This window comes from Streptomyces luteosporeus (assembly GCF_039532865.1).
GTDB lineage: Bacteria > Actinomycetota > Actinomycetes > Streptomycetales > Streptomycetaceae > Streptomyces > Streptomyces luteosporeus.
On record NZ_BAAASL010000017.1, the window covers coordinates 124,299 to 143,606 of the forward strand.

The 19,308-nt window shown below is 72.2% G+C and carries 13 protein-coding genes and 4 pseudogenes; 13 read left to right on the forward strand and 4 right to left on the reverse strand.

What is annotated here, in order from left to right:
- Positions 1–73: 73 nt before the first annotated feature.
- A complete protein-coding gene (locus ABD361_RS22085; RefSeq protein ID WP_344437209.1) occupies positions 74–3,421 on the reverse strand; it encodes an ALF repeat-containing protein in 3,348 nt (1,115 codons plus the stop codon).
- A 443-nt stretch (positions 3,422–3,864) separates the two neighbouring features.
- Here ABD361_RS22085 and ABD361_RS22090 point away from each other — a divergent pair, with 443 nt between their 5' ends.
- Complete coding sequence (locus tag ABD361_RS22090; protein WP_344437210.1) at positions 3,865–4,380, forward strand: hypothetical protein; 516 nt, start codon at positions 3,865–3,867, stop codon at positions 4,378–4,380.
- 330 nt (positions 4,381–4,710) lie between these two features.
- Complete coding sequence (locus ABD361_RS22095) at positions 4,711–5,016, forward strand: hypothetical protein (RefSeq protein ID WP_344437211.1); 306 nt, start codon at positions 4,711–4,713, stop codon at positions 5,014–5,016.
- A 276-nt stretch (positions 5,017–5,292) separates the two neighbouring features.
- Here the strand turns inward: ABD361_RS22095 and ABD361_RS22100 are convergent.
- Positions 5,293–6,366 (reverse strand): annotated as a pseudogene (locus ABD361_RS22100) (hypothetical protein); the annotation flags it as partial.
- A 398-nt stretch (positions 6,367–6,764) separates the two neighbouring features.
- Between ABD361_RS22100 and ABD361_RS30730 the strand changes: the two are divergent.
- From ABD361_RS30730 to ABD361_RS22125, 5 genes and pseudogenes are all read left to right on the forward strand, one after another.
- Positions 6,765–7,530 (forward strand): annotated as a pseudogene (locus tag ABD361_RS30730) (transposase); the annotation flags it as partial.
- A 13-nt stretch (positions 7,531–7,543) separates the two neighbouring features.
- Positions 7,544–8,392: pseudogene (locus tag ABD361_RS22110) on the forward strand (alpha/beta fold hydrolase); the annotation flags it as partial.
- Between the two features lie 735 nt (positions 8,393–9,127).
- A pseudogene (locus ABD361_RS30735) lies at positions 9,128–9,391 on the forward strand (carboxymuconolactone decarboxylase family protein); the annotation flags it as partial.
- A gap of 19 nt (positions 9,392–9,410) precedes the next feature.
- Complete coding sequence (locus ABD361_RS22120; RefSeq protein WP_344437241.1) at positions 9,411–10,055, forward strand: MBL fold metallo-hydrolase; 645 nt, start codon at positions 9,411–9,413, stop codon at positions 10,053–10,055.
- 62 nt (positions 10,056–10,117) lie between these two features.
- On the forward strand, positions 10,118–10,897 hold the full coding sequence (locus ABD361_RS22125) for an exodeoxyribonuclease III (RefSeq protein WP_344437212.1): 780 nt from the start codon (positions 10,118–10,120) through the stop codon (positions 10,895–10,897).
- A 37-nt stretch (positions 10,898–10,934) separates the two neighbouring features.
- Here ABD361_RS22125 and ABD361_RS22130 read toward each other — a convergent pair whose 3' ends face one another.
- Positions 10,935–12,761, reverse strand: coding sequence for an SGNH/GDSL hydrolase family protein (locus ABD361_RS22130; RefSeq protein ID WP_344437242.1), 1,827 nt, complete (start codon positions 12,759–12,761; stop codon positions 10,935–10,937).
- Positions 12,762–12,911: 150 nt separating this feature from the next.
- Here ABD361_RS22130 and ABD361_RS22135 point away from each other — a divergent pair, with 150 nt between their 5' ends.
- Complete coding sequence (locus tag ABD361_RS22135; protein WP_344437213.1) at positions 12,912–13,340, forward strand: DUF6278 family protein; 429 nt, start codon at positions 12,912–12,914, stop codon at positions 13,338–13,340.
- A gap of 37 nt (positions 13,341–13,377) precedes the next feature.
- Here the strand turns inward: ABD361_RS22135 and ABD361_RS22140 are convergent, their stop codons facing one another.
- A complete protein-coding gene (locus ABD361_RS22140) occupies positions 13,378–14,133 on the reverse strand; it encodes a GntR family transcriptional regulator (RefSeq protein ID WP_344437214.1) in 756 nt (251 codons plus the stop codon).
- Positions 14,134–14,341: 208 nt separating this feature from the next.
- On the opposite strand from ABD361_RS22140, the gene ABD361_RS22145 reads away from it, so the two are divergent.
- The 5 genes from ABD361_RS22145 (at position 14,342) to ABD361_RS22165 (ending at position 19,275) form a co-directional block, all read left to right on the forward strand.
- The gene (locus ABD361_RS22145; RefSeq protein WP_344437215.1) at positions 14,342–15,085 is read left to right on the forward strand and encodes an amino acid ABC transporter ATP-binding protein; all 744 of its coding nucleotides are present in this window, start codon (positions 14,342–14,344) and stop codon (positions 15,083–15,085) included.
- A gap of 17 nt (positions 15,086–15,102) precedes the next feature.
- Positions 15,103–16,032 carry a glutamate ABC transporter substrate-binding protein gene (locus tag ABD361_RS22150; protein WP_344437216.1) on the forward strand — a complete coding sequence of 310 codons (930 nt, stop codon included), beginning with the start codon at positions 15,103–15,105 and terminating at the stop codon, positions 16,030–16,032.
- An 11-nt stretch (positions 16,033–16,043) separates the two neighbouring features.
- Complete coding sequence (locus ABD361_RS22155) at positions 16,044–16,688, forward strand: amino acid ABC transporter permease (RefSeq protein ID WP_344437217.1); 645 nt, start codon at positions 16,044–16,046, stop codon at positions 16,686–16,688.
- Complete coding sequence (locus ABD361_RS22160) at positions 16,685–17,551, forward strand: amino acid ABC transporter permease (protein WP_344437218.1); 867 nt, start codon at positions 16,685–16,687, stop codon at positions 17,549–17,551. Before ABD361_RS22155 ends, ABD361_RS22160 begins: the two co-directional genes overlap by 4 nt.
- Positions 17,552–17,697: 146 nt before the next feature.
- Positions 17,698–19,275 carry a hypothetical protein gene (locus ABD361_RS22165; RefSeq protein WP_344437219.1) on the forward strand — a complete coding sequence of 526 codons (1,578 nt, stop codon included), beginning with the start codon at positions 17,698–17,700 and terminating at the stop codon, positions 19,273–19,275.
- Positions 19,276–19,308: the final 33 nt, after the last annotated feature.

The window sequence follows — 19,308 nt, forward strand, 5'->3', positions numbered from 1 at the left end:
CGGAACGATTTGTCAGCGGCCGATCCGTTGGACCTGATCCGTGGTCGGGGACTGGAGGCTGAGGGATCGGCGGTCAGGAGACGAGCTCGTAGAGCATCTTGGATGCAGCCCCGGCGGCCTTTTCCACGGTTCGGACGACGGGCTTGGCCACAGCGGTGGCTGCCCGTCCGCCGCCGCGGGTGAGGAGCCCCAGTGCCGCGCGGCCGGCGGAGTAAGCGAATTCGCCGCTGGTGAAGCCGTATTCGATTCCGGTGGCGATTGCGCTGACTCCAGCGGCGGCGACAGAGACGCCGAGGCAGACGGCGGCGATGCCGCCGAGAACGGGTGCTGCCGGGAAGAAGACGCACGACACGGCGAACCCTGTCGCCAGGAGTCCTGCGGCGGTGCTCACCTTGTCGGCGGTGTCAGCCCACGACTTGGCATCTTTCCACCCTTCGTCCTTGCCGGGTTGGCTTCCCCTGGGGTTGACCGTGTCGTTGTTCGTCGTGTCGGAGGGGTTGCGGTTGGCGTCCCGGTCCTTCTGTGCCTGCTCGGCGGCGAGGCGCGCGGCTTCCTTCACTTCCGCCGTTCGCTTGTCCGCTGCGATCTGGCGCGCCTCGGCGGCAGCCTTGGCAGCGGTCTTGGCGTCCCGGCCTGCGGCGAGTTCGGCTTGGTGGGCGTCGGCGGCGGAGGCTTGGGCACTGTAGGCGGAGGCCTGTGCGCTGCGGGCCGCGTCGATGGCGCGGTTCGCGGAGTGGTTCGCCGCGCGGGAGGCGCTTTGAGCGGTGGCGGCGGCGTCCTTGGCCTTGTTCGCCGAGGCCTGGGCGTCGGCGGCGGACTTGTCCGCCGCGTCCGCGTGCTGGCGGGCCTGCTCCTTGTAGTCAGCGGCCCGTTTCGCTGAGTCCAACGCCTTCTGCGCCCACTCCTGAGCCTGCTGGCCGGCATCCCGGGCCACTGCTGCGACCTGGGAGGCGAGCGCCGCGTCTCGCTGCGCCTCCTGGGCGATCTTGGCCGCCGCCGCGATGGTCGCCTGCATGGCGGCAGCGTGGCTGAGGGAGTCGTAGTCGAGCTGGGCGGCTCGATGCCGGACTGATTGGACGAAGTTCCGGCGCATCCATGCGGGGCCCTCCATGGCCACCTCGGCGTAGGCCTTGGAGTAGGCGTCACCGTTGGCGATGACATTCATGGTCGCGACGGCGTCGTCCTCTTCGACGGCCTTGGCCAGATCCTCGTCGAAGAACTTCTGGAGGGCTTCCGGCGTGTTGGTGTTGAGCGCGTTGTTGGCGGCTTTGGTGACGGCCTTGCCGGGCTTTTCGTTCAGGATCTTCAGGATGTTGACTCTGTTGTCCTCGGAACGTGACTTGATGACGCCGGAGGTGTTGAAGTCCCCTTCCGCGGGGACGCCGCCGGCGAGGGCCTGAACCGCGGCCTTCGCGACGGCCGGCTCGGAGACCTGGGCGATGAAGAGGATGGTCTCGCGGTTGTCCTGGGACTCGGCGACCTGCCGGTCGATGTCGATCCAGGTGTGGACGTCGTAGTCGGATCCGGCGAGTGCGAAGCGGGCGGCCTGACGGGTCCAGATGCCCTTGGAGTCCAGCAGCGCGACGGCCGCTCGGCGGCCGAGGGCGGCGGCGACGGTGAGTTCGCCGTTACCGAGGGCCTGCTCCGCCCTGGCTATGAGGTCCTTGGTGGCCTGGGCGGTCTGCTGTGCCTGGGTCCGCTTGTTCAGGGCGGCCGCGCGTTCGCTCTTGTCCAGCTGGGCGAGCTGCGCGGCTTCCTTCATGCCCTCCAGCTTGTCGGCTGCCAGCGCGGCCGCCTCGGCTGCGCGGGCGTTCTTCTCCACGGTCAGCGCGTCGGCGACGGCCTGCGTCGCGAGGTTGGCCGCTTCGACCGCCTCGTTGGCATGGGCGGTCGACTTGTTCGCGAAGTCGATGGCTTGGCCGGCGTACTTGACGGCCTCTTCGGCGGCGTCGGCGGCCTTCTCGGCATGTCTGGCGGCGGACTTGGCCGAGGTGTTCGCGGCACGAGCGGCCCGCGCGGCGGTCGAGGCCAGTGCCTGGGCCGTGGAGGCGGCGTTGGTCGCCTGATTGGCAGCGGTGGAGGCAATCGCGGCCTGGCGCTGGGCTTCGGCCGCCTCGTCCTGGGCGACGCCGGAGGCCTCGGCCGCCTGGGCGGAGGCCTTGGCCGCGGCTGCGGCGTCACGGGCCGCGTCGGCGGCGGCCAGGCCGGCGTTCGCGGACTGCTCGGATGCGACGGCTGCGTCATCGGCCGCCTTGGCAGCGGAGTATGCCTTCGCGGCAGCGTCGCGGGCGGCGACGGCGGCATCCTTCGCCTCGCTGGTCCTCGTCGCGTCCTTCGACGCGGCGATCGCGGCGTTGTAGGCGCGGGTGGCCGCCGAACCAGCTGCTGCTGCTGCCTGGGAGGCCGCCGCGGCTGCCCAGGACGCCCGCTGGGACGCCTGGACCGCGGCGGAGGAGGCGCGAATGGCCGTTCGAGCGGCGGACGCGGCGCCGCTGGCTGCGGTGGCGGCCTGGCGGGCCGCCTCGGCGGACCTCCGGACATCATCCCGTGCCTTCTCGGCTTCGGCCGCAGCCGTTTCGGCCTTCTCCTTGGCCTTGCCGGCGGCTGTCGTCGCCCGCTCCGAGGCTTCGACGGCCAGATCGGTCTGCTCCCGGGCGCGCGTGCTCTCACGCTCCACGACGGCGACCAGCTGCGCGATGGTGGCGGCCTCCTGGTCTCGTGCCCGCGCGATGTGCTGCCCGGTGTCGAGGTACCACTGCACGTCGTCCGCAGTCCCGCTCAGGGCGCGGTTCGCGTACTTCTTGAGCTCCGGGCCGGCCGTGGCGAGGCTACGTATGATCTCTGCCCGCATATCCTCCAGCCTGGCGCTGTACTGGCCGGTGAGCAGGAACTGCTCCAGTGCCTGGTCGGTGCCGGCGCTCAGCGCGGCGTTGCCGTCTCGCTTGACGCTCTTTCCGCCGTTGGCCATGACGGAGAGGGTCGAGACCCGCATGTCCTCCGTGACCGACGAGCGGAAGCCGTCCTTGACGAACGCGGATATCGCCTCGTCCCCATTGCTGAGGGCGGCGCTCACGTCCCTTCGAACGCTCTTGCCTCCGAAGCCCAGGTAGGTGAACGCGGCGACACGGTTGTCGATCCGCGTGGCCTTCGGCAACTGCTCGGTGAGGAAGGTCGTCACCTCCTGGTCGGTGCCGGCGAGTGCGTAGGCAGCCGCCTCCTTGACCGCACGTCCTCCCAGAATCCATGCCTGGACGGCCTTGGCCCGGTCCGTGTCCGGTAGCGCCAGTGCGTCGCCGGCCGGGGCGGTGGCGCGGGTGGCTGCCCGTACGGGTGTGGTGAACAGCAGGGGGGCTGATACGGCGGCTGCACCCGCCGCGAGGGCGGTGGCGAAACGGCGCCGGCTCCAAAACGTTTCCTGCACGGAAGAACCTCTCTAGTTCCGATTCCTCGAGGTCGAGGCCGGATCTTTGCCCGGGAATATTTCACCGGAACGGCGATGTCCCGACCTTATGCAGCGCACACGCCCGGAACATACCTGGCCGGAACCCAACCGGCGCCGTGCCCGAAAGATGGCTGAATCCCGCCCTCAAGTTTTCGCAAAATCGCTGCAACCATTCCGCGATGTGACGCAAGTCACTTATTCGACGGGGAATATGTCCCGCATGTGGCTATTTGTTCTCTTGGTTGAATGACGCATGGCTTGATTTCATTTGAAAGATCGCCAGTAAGTGCCCGATGTCGCTGCATTTCCATCTCGATGGCATCGGGCGGTCGTGACCGGGGCTGAGAAGTCGGGTACACCCCTTCTTTCGCCGCGTGCTTACGCATGGTCGCGAAAACTTTGGCTCGACGCTAAGGATGAAAATGAAGGCACGTAGTGTAATCCGGCGAATCGCCGGTGCAGTTGTGGCTGCGGGAGCTCTGACCTGGATCGCAGCCGCGGGCGGTGTGGCTGGCGGATCCGCCACGAAACCCATCGCAGCAAAAGCAGTCGCCGATGAGGGTCCGCCTTACGCCGTCGAAACCTTCGAATACCCGAACGCCGAAAAAATCCTCGCCGAGCAGAAGATAAAGCTCAAGAAAGGAGACGGGCACATACTCCTGGCCGAATGCACAGGCGCGCCGGAGTTGATGGAGGTCTTCTCGCACCAGAACGAGAAGGTGTGCTTCCGCGTCACTGGGGACAAGGGATACCTGAGCTTGGAGATCCCGGCCGTCTTCGGAGTCAAGGGAAACAATTACGCTGCGCAGGTCGAGATGTCCACCGGTACCGAGCGCAAGACTTTCCCGGTCGACAAGAACGCCTGGACCGCCGTGGGTGAGACCGCCGACAAGCAGGGCCGCGACTTCATGCTGCTTGAGATCAAGACCTCCAAGTAGCGCACACGCGCCCCGGGCGCCCGCACCGCTGGCGAAACGCCTTCCTGGGGCGCCCGGTTTCACGAGCTCGGTCTTGAACAGCCCGGTGATCGATACCATCAGGGCGTTGCTGTGGGCGTCGCCCACGCTGCCGATCGAGGCTATGATGCCGGCGCCGTCCAAGCGCTCGGCGAGCCAGAAGATCCTGTATGACGACCCGGCGTCCGCGTGCTGTATCAACTTGCCACGCTGGTAGAGGCGCTGCCACAGGGCCATCCTCAGAGCGCCCAGCACGAGCCTGGACTTCCTTCGAGGTGGCGGGCTGGCCAGCCGGCGGTCCGGCGGGGAAAGGTGTCCACGACGAATGCGACGTGGGCGACTCCCGACCAGGCCTTCATGTGCGTGAAGTTGGGAACGCAGCAGCGGTTCGGTGCACTCGCGACGAAGTTCCGGTCCACCGGATCCTATGCCCGTTCGACCGATCCGTCCGGGATCGTGATGATCGCCCTCGAGTTCGACGGGGCGGAAGTCATCTGGGTCGATCGCCCCGTAACCCGACTGGACTGGCACACTCTCCACGTGCGCCGCGCAAGGATCGCGTTGCAGTCCCCGGTCGAATATCGCGCGCAACCTGGTCCAATCCGCGTTACCGGCTGACCGGTCACCACCTCCGGTCGTGTCGGCTCGTCAGCAACGACCGCGACCACGCAGACCAGGTACGCGCTCTCCCGAGAGACATTCCTTGATGCTTTCCCGTCGTTCCCGTCGCCTGCGGGTCCCGGCCGCCGCCGCAGTCGCTGCGGCCACCGCGATCGTGCTCACCGCAACGCCCGCCTCCTCCTCCACCGTTACCGTCGGCCGCGCGGATCCGACCACGGGCACCACCGGTGCCGTCGTCGAGGCCACTGATGTGATCGTCCACCCGGAGCGCAACGTCGCCCTGCTCAAGCTTTCGCCGGAGGGCTCGCCCCGGCCGACCGGCGTGCTGCGGTCGTACGGATCGACCTCCTTGCCGGCTCCGTCCGCCCGGCGGTCCGAGCCGAAGGGTGGGGTGAAGTAGCCCGCGGGGGCGCCGCAGCCGCCGTTGGTCATGTCGTACTTGTACGAGACGATCGAGAACGTGCCCGGCTTGGTGCTTACCTTGGAGGGGTCGTCCCAGCTCAGGACCAGCTCGCGTCGGACGATCGTGCGCACGATCTCGTCGTCGCCGCCCGTGTCCGCGCGAGTGACCGGGTAGACGAAGGTGACGTCGGCGGTCACTTGGAGCGCGCCGCGCTCGCCCTCCCGGTAGGTGAGCCGGCCCCGGATCTTCACGACGTCGCCGACCAGGCGGGTGCGGGAGGGCTGGAGGCGGCTGAAGAGGAGGAGGGGGTCGTTCTTCTCGCTCGGGGTGCGGAAAAGCGGTGTTCAAAAGGTCCTGGACATCTTTCTGGCGCGGGTTGATCAGTGCGATCGCTTGTCGGGGTGCTCGCCTCGCAGCACCCCGCGGTCCAGGCTGGCAGCGACGAGGAAGTCCCGGCTGCGGGCGAGGGCCCGCTCGACCTCGGCCGCGCTCATCCAGCCGACCGCCCGCGCCGTCGGCATGGTGATCCCCGTCGCTCGGTCCGCCCAGCTCGCCGCCGGCGAACCGCGGAACGGCTCGTCCGTAGTGGGGTGTTGGGATTCCCCTGCCGGGGGCGCCTGGGCCGGGCGGGCGGTCGCGGCCGCCAGGGGTGGGGAGTCGGGGCCGGCGAACAGGTCCATCAACTGCCCCGGCACGAGCGCCACAACCAGCAGCAGCGAGGCCAGCGCCCCGACCACGTACCAGCCCGTGCGCCGCCTGGGCGTGTAGCTGCGCCAGCCCTCCATGCCGCGGCAGGGATCCGTGCGCAGCCGCTTTGCCACGTCACGGGCCCGCGCCGACGGCTCCTTGGGCGCGTCGACGGTACCCGCCACCGACTCGCGCAGGAACCGGTCCCACTCCTCGCCGGACCTGGACGAACCGTCCGGCTCCGCACCCGCGCCCATCCCCAACCCCCTGGAAACAGTAGACCGCGGCCCACTCCCCTGGGACGCGTCTGCATCATGACCCAGGGCCCTGACAGCCAGGTCGGCCGGGCGGATGGTGTGGGCGCCACCGTTTCTCAACTGGTCAGCTGAAGGGTCCTGACCGACTCGACTATCCCGGTGGATACCACGTTGCGAACCGCTCGTGACGGCCATCCGGAGGGCATCGCGGTGTCCCTTTTCCCAGCCTGATTTCGGCCACGGACACGGTCCAGAGCGCACTATGTCTGGAGACAGCGCAGCATCTCTTCCACCAGCACAAGCCCGCCCGCATAGGGCGAGGTCGTCCTGGCGTGGACACGCACGGCAAGGTTCTGTGGCCGCAGCCGTCCGCCCGTTGGTCAAGGTCTTGGGCACCAAGTTTTTTGGCCGCGGCGGTCGGCTACCGCCCACTCCTCGTCTGGGACCGCAAGTCAGGGACGGGGCGGCAGGCCGGGGGGAGAGGGAAGGGACCGGTACCTTCGGCGCGGGCCTGTCGCGCTACCTGCTGGCACAGCAAGTCGCGGTGTTCGAGGTGAACCGGCCCGACCGCCCGGCCCGCCGTCTGCTCGGGAAGCCGGACCCGCTCGACGCACAGGCCGCCGCGCGGGCCGTGCTGAGCGGTCGCGCCCCCGCCCGCGCCAAGACCGGTGAGGTCCGGTGCAGAGCGCCCGGATGTTCAAACTCGCCAAGGATTCCGCGGTCAAGGCCCGCACCCAGGCGATCAACCAGCTCAAGGCCGTCCGGGTCGTAGCCGACCCGGCCCTGCGGGAGCGACTGTCCGGCCCGGACTCCGGCGTCACGCTCCTGATCACCATGGCCAACCATCCCGAGCGGCTGAGCACCGAGGCGTCTTTCGCCGCCCTGTGCGGAGTCAGCCCCATCGAGTACTCCTCGGGCGGCCGGAGCTCGCGCCGGCTCAACCGTGGTGGCGACCGGCAGGCGAATGCCGCTCTTCACCGCATCGTGTTCACCCGGCTGCGCCACGATCCGCGCACCCAGGCGTACTACGAACGCCGCACCCAGGAGGGGGAAACCCGTCGGAAGATCATCCGATGCCTCAAGCGATATGCCGCCCGCGAGGTCTTCAACCTGGCCAGCTCGGGCTCTGCCACCCCCCGTTATAGGGGCGCCTGTGACAGATGAGAGGGTCTGGCGGGTGAGCGAGACACCGGCGAACACCCTGCAATACCGCTGTGACGGGCCACACGACGCCCCGGTCCTGGTCCTGGGCCCGGCCCTCGGTACGACATGGCACATGTGGGACCGGCAGGTCCCCGAGCTGTCCCGCCGCTGGCGCGTCGTCCGCTTCGACCTGCCCGGCCACGGCGGCGCCCCCGCCGAACCCGCCGCCACCGTCGGCGACCTCACCGACCGGCTGCTCACCACCCTCGACACCCTCGGCGTCGGCCGCTTCTCCTACGCTGGCGCCTGTCTGTCCGGCGCCATCGGCACCGACCTCGCCCTGCGTCACCCGCACCGGCTGCACGCCCTGGCCCTGACCGGCTCCGCCGCCCGCTTCGAGGCGGCCCCCGACACCGGCCTGCGCGCCGCCGCCGTCCGCGACGGCGGACTCGAACCCGTCGCCCGCCAGGTGCCCGGCCTGTGGTTCACCCCCGTCTTCAGCGGCGCCCAGCCGGCGATCGTCGACTGGGCCGTGCAGATGGTGCGCACGACCGACCCCGTCAGCTTCGCGGCCGCCTGCGAGGCGCTCGCCGCGTACGACGCGCGCGACGCGCTCGCCCGCATCACGGTGCCCACCCTGGTCGTCGTCGGCGACCAGGACCCCGTCACCCCGACCGCCGAGGCCCGCACCCTGGTCGCCGGCATCCCCGATGCCCGCCTGGCCGTCGTCCCGGCGGCCCGCCACCTCGCCCCGGTCGAACAACCGGTCGCGGTGACGGACCTGCTGACGCGCCACTTCTCCGCGCAGCGCCGCCCGGCGCCGACCGGGCCGGGCGCGGCGGCCTCCCTACCCCCCGCGGGTCCTGCCGACGCGGGATCGCCCGGCGCTGCCCTGACCTTCTCCGGTCCTGCCGACGCCTCCGGCTCGACGCCGGCCCCGGCGGGCTTCGGACCGGCGCCCGCCGGCCGGGCGCGTGGCCCGGAGGGGGCGGCTCCGGCTCCGGTCGCCTCAGGGGCGGCCGCCGCCCCTGCCGGTTTCCCGGCCGCCGGCGTCGTGCCCGGGCCGTCCGGGACCGGGTTCCCCGGGGCGCAGGCGGGTCCGTCTGCGGACGGCTCCGCGACGGCTGCCGGCCGGGGGACGGACCGGGCCGAGGCGGCCGCCGGGCCGTTCGCCCGCCCCGGGGCGACGATCCCGCTCGGTCCGCCGGTGAGCGGGGAGCGTCCGCCGCAGGGCGGTGGCCCGGTCGCCGGACCGGAGCCGGTCCCGGCGGACCTCGGACCGGCGCCCGCCGGCCGGGACCGCCGCCCGGAGGGGGCGCCGCCGGCTCCGGTCGCCTCCCGAACGGGCGCCGGCGCCGGACCGGAGCCTGGGTCGGTGCCGCGGCAGGCGAGCGGCTCCCCGGTGGTGCCGGGGCCCGGGCCGGGGATGACGATCCCGCTCGGTCCGCCGGTGAGCGGGGCCGGGCGGGCCGGTGGCGCGGCCCCCGGTGATGACCGTGCCGTCCGGCGGCCGGAGCCGGATCGTGCAGCGCAGCCGCCGCAGGCTGCGCCCGGCGACCGCGGGGCCCTCCCGGACGCGGTCGGCGCGCGCCCGTTCGGGGCGGCGTACGAGGAGTTCGTCGAGCGGTTCGCCCGGGGCGGGCCGTGGGCGCGGCCCGGGCTGGACCGGCGCACGCGGTACCTCGTCACGCTCACCGCGCTCGCCGTGGGCGGGCACACCGGTGAGCTGGCGGCGTACGCGCGGGCGGCGCTGCGGGCCGGGGTGTCGGCCGAGGAGATCGAGGAAACGTTGCTGCAGGCCGCGCCCTACTGCGGCCTGCCCGCCGTCGGCGCGGCGTTCGACGCCGTGGGCCGCGTCATGGCCGAGGAGGCCGGCGCGTAGCAGGATGGGCGCCATGACGATCAAGCTGACGAAGTACGGTCACGCCTGCATCCGCCTGGAGAAGGGCGGCCGCACCCTGGTCATCGACCCGGGTGCCTTCACCGAGGAGGACGCGGCCGTGGGCGCGGACGCCGTCCTGGTCACCCACGAGCATCTCGACCACTTCGACGCCGGCCGGCTGCGCGCGGCCCTGGAGGCGAACCCCGCCGCCGAGCTGTGGACGCTGCGCAGCGTCGCCGAGCAGGTCTCGGCGGCGTTCCCGGGCCGGGTGCACACGGTCGGCGAGGGCGACGCCTTCACGGCCGCCGGCTTCGACATCCAGGTGCACGGCCAGCTGCACGCCGTGATCCACCCGGACATTCCGCGGGTCACCAACGTCGGGTACCTCCTCGACGGCTCCGTCTTCCACCCCGGGGACGCGCTGACGGTGCCGGGGCAGCCGGTGGACACGCTGATGGTTCCGGTCATGGCCCCCTGGAACAAGGTCTCCGAGGTCATCGACTACATCCGCGAGGTGAAGCCGCGCCGGGCCTACGACATCCACGACGCGCTGCTGACGGATCTGGCGCGGCCGGTGTACGACCGGATGCTGGGCCCCGACGGGCCGGGCGTCGCGGGGGCCGGGCACGCGCGGCTGGCGCCGGGCCACAGCGTCGAGCTCTGAGACGGTCCAGCCTCCGCGGGCGGGCCCGCCCCGTTGTCAGTGCCTCCCGTTAGGGTGGCCGCATGCGCATCGCCACCTGGAACGTGAACTCGATCACCGCCCGTCTGCCGCGGCTGCTGGCCTGGCTGGAGAGCAGCGGTACGGACGTGTTGTGCATCCAGGAGACCAAGTGCAGCGCCGAGCAGTTCCCCGCCGACGCGCTGCGCGAGCTCGGTTACGAGTCCGCGGTCCACGCGGACGGCCGGTGGAACGGTGTGGCGCTGGTCTCCCGGGTCGGCCTGGAGAACGTGGTGCGCGGCCTGCCCGGCGGCCCGGAGTACGACGGCGTGCAGGAGCCGCGGGCGGTCTCCGCGGACTGCGGCGGCGTGCGCCTGTGGTCGGTGTACGTGCCCAACGGCCGCGAGGTCGGCCACGCGCACTACAGCTACAAGCTCCACTGGCTGGAGACGCTGCGCGACGTGGTCGCCACGGACGCGGCGGGGGAGCGGCCGTTCGCGGTGCTGGGCGACTTCAACATCGCCCCGACCGACGAGGACGTCTACGACCGGTCCGTCTTCGAGGGCTCCACGCACGTGACGGCGGCCGAGCGTGCCGCACTGGGCGCCCTGCGCGACGCGGGTCTGAGCGACGTCGTCCCGCGCCCGCTGAAGTACGACCACCCGTACACGTACTGGGACTACCGCCAGCTGTGCTTCCCGAAGAACCGGGGCATGCGCATCGACCTCGTCTACGGCAACGCGTCCTTCGCCGCGGCGGCGAAGGACGCGTACGTCGACCGTGAGGAGCGCAAGGGCAAGGGCGCCTCCGACCACGCGCCCGTCGTCGTCGACCTGGACATCTGAGAGCCCGGCACCTGACGGCACCCGACAGCAGCTGACGTCAGGTCAGCTGACGCAGGTCGATGGAGTCGACGAACGCCCGCATCCCCGCGTTGCCGGGGTGCAGGTGGTCGCCGCCGTCGTAGCGCGGCAGCATCCGTTCGGGGTGCTCCGGGTCGCGCACCGCCGCGTCGAAGTCCAGCACCCCGTCGTACGGCCCGTCCCCGGCCCGCCCGGCCGCGCGGAGGTGGCGGTTGACGGCGGTGCGCCGGGCCTCGGCCTCGGCTGTGCAGTCCCAGAAGCCGCCGCAGGGCGCGATGGTGGCCACCAGCACCCGCAGGCCGCGGGCATGGGCGCGGGCCGCGAGGGACCGCAGCTCGTCGATGATCTCCTCCGCCGTGGTGTCGCCGCGCACGTCGTTGACGCCCTCGAAGACGATGACGGTACGGGCCGCGGTCTGCGCGAGCACGTCCCGCTCCAGGCGGTGACCGGCGCTGACGCCGCTCCTGACGGTGCTGACGCCGTCCCCGGGGTAGCGGTCGGTCACCACGCGGTTGCCGGAGATGCCCTGGTTGAGCACCCCGTAGGCCGGTACGGCGCGCTGGTCGCGCAGCCGCCGGGCCAGCAGGTCGGGCCAGCGTCCGTTGGCGCCCGGCGTGGAGCGCTCGCCGTCGGTGATCGAGTCGCCCAAAGTCACGATCGCGCCCGCCCCGCCGGCGACGTCCACGCCGGTCAGCAGGGGCCAGCCGTCGAGCGGTTGGTCGAACGCCGCGGCCTCGCGGTCGGCCGTGCGGTCGCCGCGGGCGTCGGCGGTGAGGTACGAGATCTGGTTGCTGTAGCTGTGCACGGGCAGCGTCCGCACCGTGCCGGGCAGGTGGATGCTCACCAGCAGGTTGCTGTCGGGCGGCACCCGGAAGCCCACCGGGTCGCTGAACTGCTGGGCCCCGGCGGGGATGTCCGCGCCCGCCCGGCCGCCGAAGGTCAGCGACACCGGCCGCCGGGCGGCCGCCGCGCCCCGCTCCTGGAGCGCGATGCTGGCGTGCCCGATGCGCACCGGTTGCCGGGCGAAGGTGTTCTCCAGCCGGATCCGGGCGCGCGGGCCGCCCACGCTGCTGTGCACGATGAGCCGGAGGGTGCGGTCCGTCCACGGGCCGACGGCGGAGTACCCGGACGTGGCGGTCGCCCAGCTGCCGGTCCACCCGTTCGAGGGAGAGCGCAGCGCCAGGGAGAAGACGTGCAGGCCGGGCGCTTCGGGCAGTTCGACGGAGGTGACCTCGCGGCCGCGCACGACCGGCACCGTCACCGCGTACAGCCGCACGGTCCCGGCGCGAGTGCCGTCGGCGGTGTTGCGGTGCGGCAGGGCCAGGGCCTTGGTGGCGAGCGGCCCGTGCCGCCAGTCGGGTGCGGCGAGGGCGTAGCGGCCGGCCGAGCCGTCGCGGTAGGCGATCGTGCCGGTGCCGCTCGCCCGTTCGTCCGTACCGGCGACGAGGAAGGTCAGGGCGTCGCCGCGCCCGGCGAGGCGCACCCGTTGCCCGTCGGCGCGCACGTTGTCGGGCCGGCCGGGGGCGGTGGCGGGCCAGCGCAGGACCGTACGGTCCAGGACGAGGGTGCGGCCGGGCGTCCAGCCGGCGGCCCGGAGGTCCTGGGCGGAGAGCGAGCCGCCGGAGCCGTCGAGGTCGGCCGCCTGCGGCCGGTCGTCGTCGCTGATGCCCCGGTTGTCGAAGAGCCGCTCCAGCGGCAGCGGGGCCGCGGCCCCGGCGGGGGCGGCCGGCGCGGGCGCGGAGGCCAGGGCGAGCGCGCAGGCCGCGCCCGCCGCCACCGTCCCGGCGAGCAGCGCCCGTCTGCGCCGCCGGGGGCGGTGTGTGGTGGGCGTCGGTGTCCGGAGCATGTGCGTCATGCCTCCCAGCGTTCCCCGCGCGTGCAAGTGGCGGGATGAAGCTAAGAAGACGCCAGGGGAACGTCAAGGAAGCCACGCGGTCACGCCGGGCGTCGCCGAGTCGGTGGTGGGGGCACCCGTGCCGGTGGGATCCTGTCCGGTATGAACATTCCCTTCCTGGACGGCTGGCGCAGGCGGCACGGCGCGCCGCTGCCCGAGCAGGCCGAGCGGGATCCGCAGGGTCTGGCGGAGCTGCTCTCGGAGTGCGAACTGCTGCGTGCCCACGCGCAGTCGGCCGGGGTCGTGCTCGACGACTCGCCGGCGTCCCTGGAGGGGCTGGACCAGCTGCAGCCGCGCTGGCGCGACGACGCGGAGCTGGTGCCCTGGCTCGGCAACGACGCCGGCCTGTACCTGGGCACGGTGGTCGTGCGCACGGTCGCCGGCGCCGGCTGGTCGATCCGTTCCGACGGGCAGCCCGTCGTACGGCTCGCCAACGGCCTGGAGGCGGACGTCGTGGAGACCGGCCGTGCCTGGGCCGAGGACGGCGCGCCGGAGCTGTCGCAGGTGTACGCCGAGCTCGCCGAGAGATGAGACCGCCGTGGGGGCGGGCTGACGCCCCCACGAAGCGTCAGCTGGTGAACGGGATGGTGTACTCCAGGCGCCAGCGGTCGGCGCGCACGACGATGTCGGAGGTCTCCACGGCCCGGTTCTCCCCGTCGAAGTGCGTGCGTTCGACGACGGTGACGCACTGGCCCGCGGCGCAGCCCAGGGCCTCGGCCTCGGGCGTGGTGGCCGGCCGGGAGCCCACGAGCTCCCGGGCGCGCACCACCCGGATGCCGATGGCGGCGAGGCGGCCGCGCACCCCGCGCCGGGCGTAGGGGCCGCGCTCGGGCAGCACGACGTCGGTGCCGCCGGTGATGGACAGCGGCTCCCAGCTGGTGGCGAGCTGCACCGGGTGCCGGTTGGCCAGGTACTCGTAGTGGGTGCACAGCACCGTCTCGCCCGGGGCGATGCCCAGCCGCTCGGCGATGGGCGCCGGTGCCGGGGTCTCGCTGGAGGACGCCTCCCAGGTGAGGGCGGCGCCGTAGCCGCGCAGGCCGCGCACCTCGGCGGCGAAGGGGGAGTCCACGGCGCCGGTGGAGCGCAGCAGCGCGCCCAACGGCGCCCGGTCGGTGACGAACACCCCCCGGCCGAACTGCCCCTCGGCGTAGCCGGCGGCCTTCAGCACCCGTACCGCCCGGTCCACCGTCTGGTCGCTCGCGCCGTAGGTGCGTTTGAGCTCGGAGCGGGAGGGAATGCGGTCGCCCACCTTCAGCCCGCCCTCGTCGATCCGTCGGCGCAGGTCGTCCGCGATGCGCAGATATACGGGCCTGCTGTCGCCCATGCGGGCTCCCTTCCCCCTCGAAGTCCCCCGGCCGGAGCACACAGGCTAGGTACCCAGGCTCGGTCTGTGTACCTAGGGCAAATGGCGGTCTGTCCGCCCCCGATCCGGGTCGATCCCGCGGCGCACGCGTGTCAGCGGGCACCGGCCCGGGCGCGCCGCGGTTACGGTGCGGCGACCGCGAGGTCCCGAGCGAGCGGGGAGGCCGGAAATGGCCGGCGAGCCATTGATCGAACTGCGCGACGTCAACAAGTACTACGGCAGGCTGCACGTGCTGCAGGACATCGATCTGACCGTCGGCCGCGGCGAGGTGGTCGTCGTCATCGGGCCCTCCGGCTCGGGCAAGTCGACGCTGTGCCGCACGATCAACCGTCTGGAGTCGGTGGACTCCGGCACCGTCACCATCGACGGCAAGCCCCTGCCGGAGGAGGGCAGGGAGCTCGCCCGGCTGCGTGCGGACGTCGGCATGGTCTTCCAGTCCTTCAACCTCTTCGCGCACCGGACGGTCCTCGCCAACGTCTCCCTCGCCCCGGTCAAGGTGCGCGGCCGCGGCCGCGAGGAGGCCGACCGGCGCTCGCGCGAACTGCTCGAACGCGTCGGCCTGCTCGCCCACGCCGACAAGTACCCCGCGCAGCTGTCGGGCGGCCAGCAGCAGCGCGTGGCCATCGCCCGGGCCCTGGCCATGGAGCCCAAGGCACTGCTCTTCGACGAGCCGACCTCGGCCCTCGACCCCGAGATGATCAACGAGGTGCTGGAGGTCATGCAGCAGCTGGCCCGCGACGGCATGACGATGGTCGTCGTCACCCACGAGATGGGCTTCGCCCGCTCGGCCGCCAACCGCGTCGTCTTCATGGCCGACGGCCGCATCGTCGAGGACCGCCCGCCGGAGGACTTCTTCACCGCGCCGAGCAGCGAGCGGGCCAGGGACTTCCTCTCCAAGATCCTCAAGCACTGAGGCGGTGAGCGAAGCCCATGCCACGCCCCCGCCCCCGCCTGCTGCCCGGCCTGACCCTCGCCGCCCTCCTCGCCCTCGCCGCCCTCTGCGCCGCTGGCTGCGGCAAGGAGGGCAGCCCGCCCGTCAAGGGCCCGAAGCCCGGGCAGCTGCCCGTCTACACCGTCGCCACCGGCTTCTCCCTGCCGGACTCCGCCACCTGGCGGCGCGCCCGCAGCCGCGGCCACCTCGTCGTGGGCGCCAAGGAGGACCAGCCGTACATGGGCGAGAAGGACCCCGCCACCGGCGCCTACTCCGGCTTCGACATCGAGATCGCCCGCATGATGGCCGCCTCCCTCGGCTTCGACCCGAAGACGATCACCTTCCGCACCATCGCCTCCGCCAACCGCGAGACGGCCCTGCAGAACGGCCAGATCGACTACTACGTGGGCACCTACACCATCAACGCCCTGCGCAAGAAGCAGGTCGGCTTCGCCGGGCCCTACTACACCGCCGGCCAGTCGCTGCTGGTCCGCAAGGACGAGAAGGGCATCGACGGCCCCGGCGACCTCGCCGGCAAACGCGTCTGCTCGGCCGCCGGCTCCACCCCCCTGCAGCGCATCGAGCGCGACTACCCCAAGGCCCGCGCCGTCGCCTACGACACGTACTCCATCTGCGTCGACAACCTCCTCAGCCTCCAGGTGGACGCCGTCACCACCGACGACACCATCCTCATGGGCTACGCGGCCAAGGCGCCGGACGAGCTGAAGCTGGCCGGCCGGCCCTTCTCCACCGAGCCGTACGGCATCGGGGTGCCCCGCGGCGACACCGCGCTGCGCCTGGCCCTGGACGACGCCATCGCCGCACACGAGCGCAACGGCGACTGGAAGAAGGCCTACGACGCCACCCTCGGGCTGTCCGGGGTGCCCGCACCGCAGCCGCCCGCCGTCGACCGCTACCCGGCGGGCTGAGGGGAGCACCGTTGAACGTCCTCACCGACAACCTCGCCCTCTACGGCCGCGGCCTGCTGGGCACCGTCGAACTGACCGTCTACGCCTCGCTGCTCGCACTCGCCCTCGGCTGCGTCATGGCCTCCTTCCGCGTCGCCCCCGTCGCCCCCCTGCGCGCCTTCGGCACCGCCTGGGTGGCCGTCCTGCGCAACACCCCGCTCACGCTGCTGTTCTTCGCCGTCATGCTGGGGCTGCCGCGCTTCGGTCTCGTCCTGCCCTTCCAGCTCTTCGCCGTCCTCGCCCTGGGCTGCTACACCTCGGCCTTCATCTGCGAGGTGCTGCGCTCGGGCATCAACACCGTGCCCACCGGGCAGGGCGAGGCCGCCCGCAGCCTGGGCATGACCTTCGGCCAGACCCTCGCCCTGGTCGTCCTGCCCCAGGCCTTCCGCACCGTCATCCCGCCGATCGGCTCGACGCTCATCGCGCTCGCGAAGAACTCCGCCATCGCCGGGGCGTTCAGCGTCACCGAGCTGCTCGGCACCTACAAACCCCTCAGCGAGCTCGGCTACAGCGTCGTGTGGTCGTTCGTCTGGATCGCCGTCGGCTACCTGATCGTCACCCTCACCATCAGCGCGCTGTTCAACGTGCTGGAGAAGCGCTGGGGAGTGCCCCGATGACCGCCTCCACCGCCCTGTACGACGTTCCCGGCCCGCACGCCCGGCGCCGCCACCGCCTCTACGGCACCCTGGCCTCGGCCGCCATCGTCCTGCTGCTGGCCTGGGTGGTGTACCTGCTGTTCGACACCGGGCAGTTCACGGCCGCCAAGTGGGAGCCGTTCACGTACAAGGGCATTCAGGAGATGCTCCTGGAGGGCCTGGCCAACACCCTGCGGGCGTTCGGCTTCGCCGCCGTGCTCTCCCTCGCCCTCGGCGGGCTGCTGGCCTGCGGGCGGCTGTCGGAGCACCGGGCGGTGCGCTGGGCCGCCACCGTCGTGGTCGAGTTCTTCCGGGCGATGCCGCTGCTGGTGATGATCTTCTTCATCTTCGTGGCCCTCAAGGTCCAGCCGCTGCCCGCCCTCGTCGCCGGGCTGACCCTCTACAACGGCTCCGTCCTCGCCGAGGTCTTCCGCACCGGCGTGGGCGCCGTCGACCGCGGGCAGCGCGAGGCGGCGTACTCCCTGGGCATGCGCAAGACGCAGGTGATGGCCTACGTCCTGGTGCCCCAGGCGCTGCGCGCGATGCTGCCGACCATCATCAGCCAGCTCGTGGTCGCTTTGAAGGACACCTCCCTGGGCTTCCTCATCACCTATGAGGAGTTCCTCCACGCCGGCAAGCTGATCGCCGGGAACCTCGACTACGACCTGCCGTTCATCCCCGTAGTGATGATCATCTCGCCGATCTACATCGGGATGTGCATGCTGCTCTCGCGCCTGGCCACCTGGGCGGCCGCGCGTCAGCGGCGCAGCGTCAAGACGGAGGCCGTGGAGGTGGCCCCGGCCGAACCGGGCACCCTCATGCCCGGCGCGGGGGCGCATCCGTAGGACGCGGCGGGCTCCACGGGCGCGGTGCGGACGCGCTCGTCATATCTTCGGGAAAACGCCCGGTATTCCCCCTTGCCCCGGGCCTACGATGACCGTAGGCAGGATGCGGAACCGCGGTGGGGCCGCCTCCTGCCGACGGGGGAGCCATGACCACGCCATGGACCGATCACCTGCAACTCGAAGCCTTCGTCAAGCAGTTCGAGCTGGCCGACCGCCTGGGGCACGACGCCTTCGGCGAGTACGCCGCCGTGGCCGACGAGCTCGACGAGCTCTACCTCACCCAGGCCCAGCAGTTCCTCCAGGAGCTGGACCCCGACGGCGCCGCCGAGCGCTTCGCCGAGGTCGTCCGCCTCAACGAGACCCTCCTCGCCCGCGCCGACCGCGAGCTCGCCCGCCCCGAGCGCGTCGCCCCGGACTACCGCACGGACCTCATCGCATGGCGCACCGAGGCCGCCGACCTCGCCGTGTACGCCCAGGGCGAGGCCCTGCTGGCCCAGGCCATGCAGCGCCGCCTGTCCGGCGACCTGCGCGGCGCCGTCGACCTGTACGAGCAGGCCCAGGAGCAGTTCGGCCAGCTGGCCGAGGAGTCGGAGGCCCGCGGCGGACTCGGCGAGCTCAAGGCCCTGCTGTCCGGCACCGACGCCGGCTTCTGCCAGGGCGTGCTCGCCATGGGCGCCGGCGCCTACCAGCAGGCGCGCGAGATCTTCCGCCAAGTGCGCGCCACCTACCAGGAGATCAGGCGCGAGCTCGCCGACGACGCCCCGGACGTCGGCGGCGGCCCGCCCGGTGCGGGCACCCCCGCCGGCCAGGTGGCCTGGGAGGTGGAGGCCCAGCTGGCGTACGCCGACATGATGTTCCAGCTGGCCAGCTTCTTCGACCACGTGCGCTCCGGCCACCCCGACCGCGCCGAGGAGTGCATCTGCGAGGCGGTCGGCCTGTACGAGGAGTGGATGAACCTCGTCATCGCCCAGGGCTGCGCCCCGCTCCAGCGGCGGGTGATGCTCATGGAGCTGTCCAACCTGCGGGGCTGGCAGGGCTGGGTGCGCGCCGACGTCGCCCGTGAGCGGCGCGACTGGCAGCGCTGCCGCGAGCACCTGACGCGCGCCGAACAGGCGTGGTCCGCCTGCGCCGACCTCAGCGCACGGCTGTCGGTGACCGGGCGGGCCTCGCTGCCGTTCGAGATGTCCAACATCGAGATGCTGCTGGAGACCAGCCGGCGGCGCTACCAGCGCGAGCGCGAACTGTGGCAGGAGATCGAGCGCCTGACCGCCCAGCTGCGTGCCCAGGGGCGGGTGGAGGTCCACTCGCACGGAGGGTACGGAGGCCACGGCGGCCGCGGCGGTGCGGGAGGGAGCATCGGCATGAGCGAGAACCAGGAGCACCACTACTCCACCTACAACTTCCCCGGCGCCAACGTGGGCGCGGCCGGGGACGGGGCGCGGGCCGAGCGGTTCCAGCAGTTCACCGGGCTGCGTCCGGGCGACTTCCGGCACCTCGCCGAGGAGCTGGAGGACCTCGCGGTCACCATGGGCGGGGCGGCCACCGACGAGACCCGGCGCGCTGCGGTACGCGCCGTGCGCGCCGCTGCCGAGGGCGCCCGTGCCCAGGACGAGAGCGCGGTGCGCCGGCACCTGCGCGCGGCCGGGGCGTGGGCGCTGGACATGGCGGCGCGGCTCGGGGTGAGCGCCGCGGAGGCCGCCGTGCGCGGCGCGCTCGGCGGCTGAGCGCGCCGTTGCCCGCGCCCGGGTCGGTCCTCG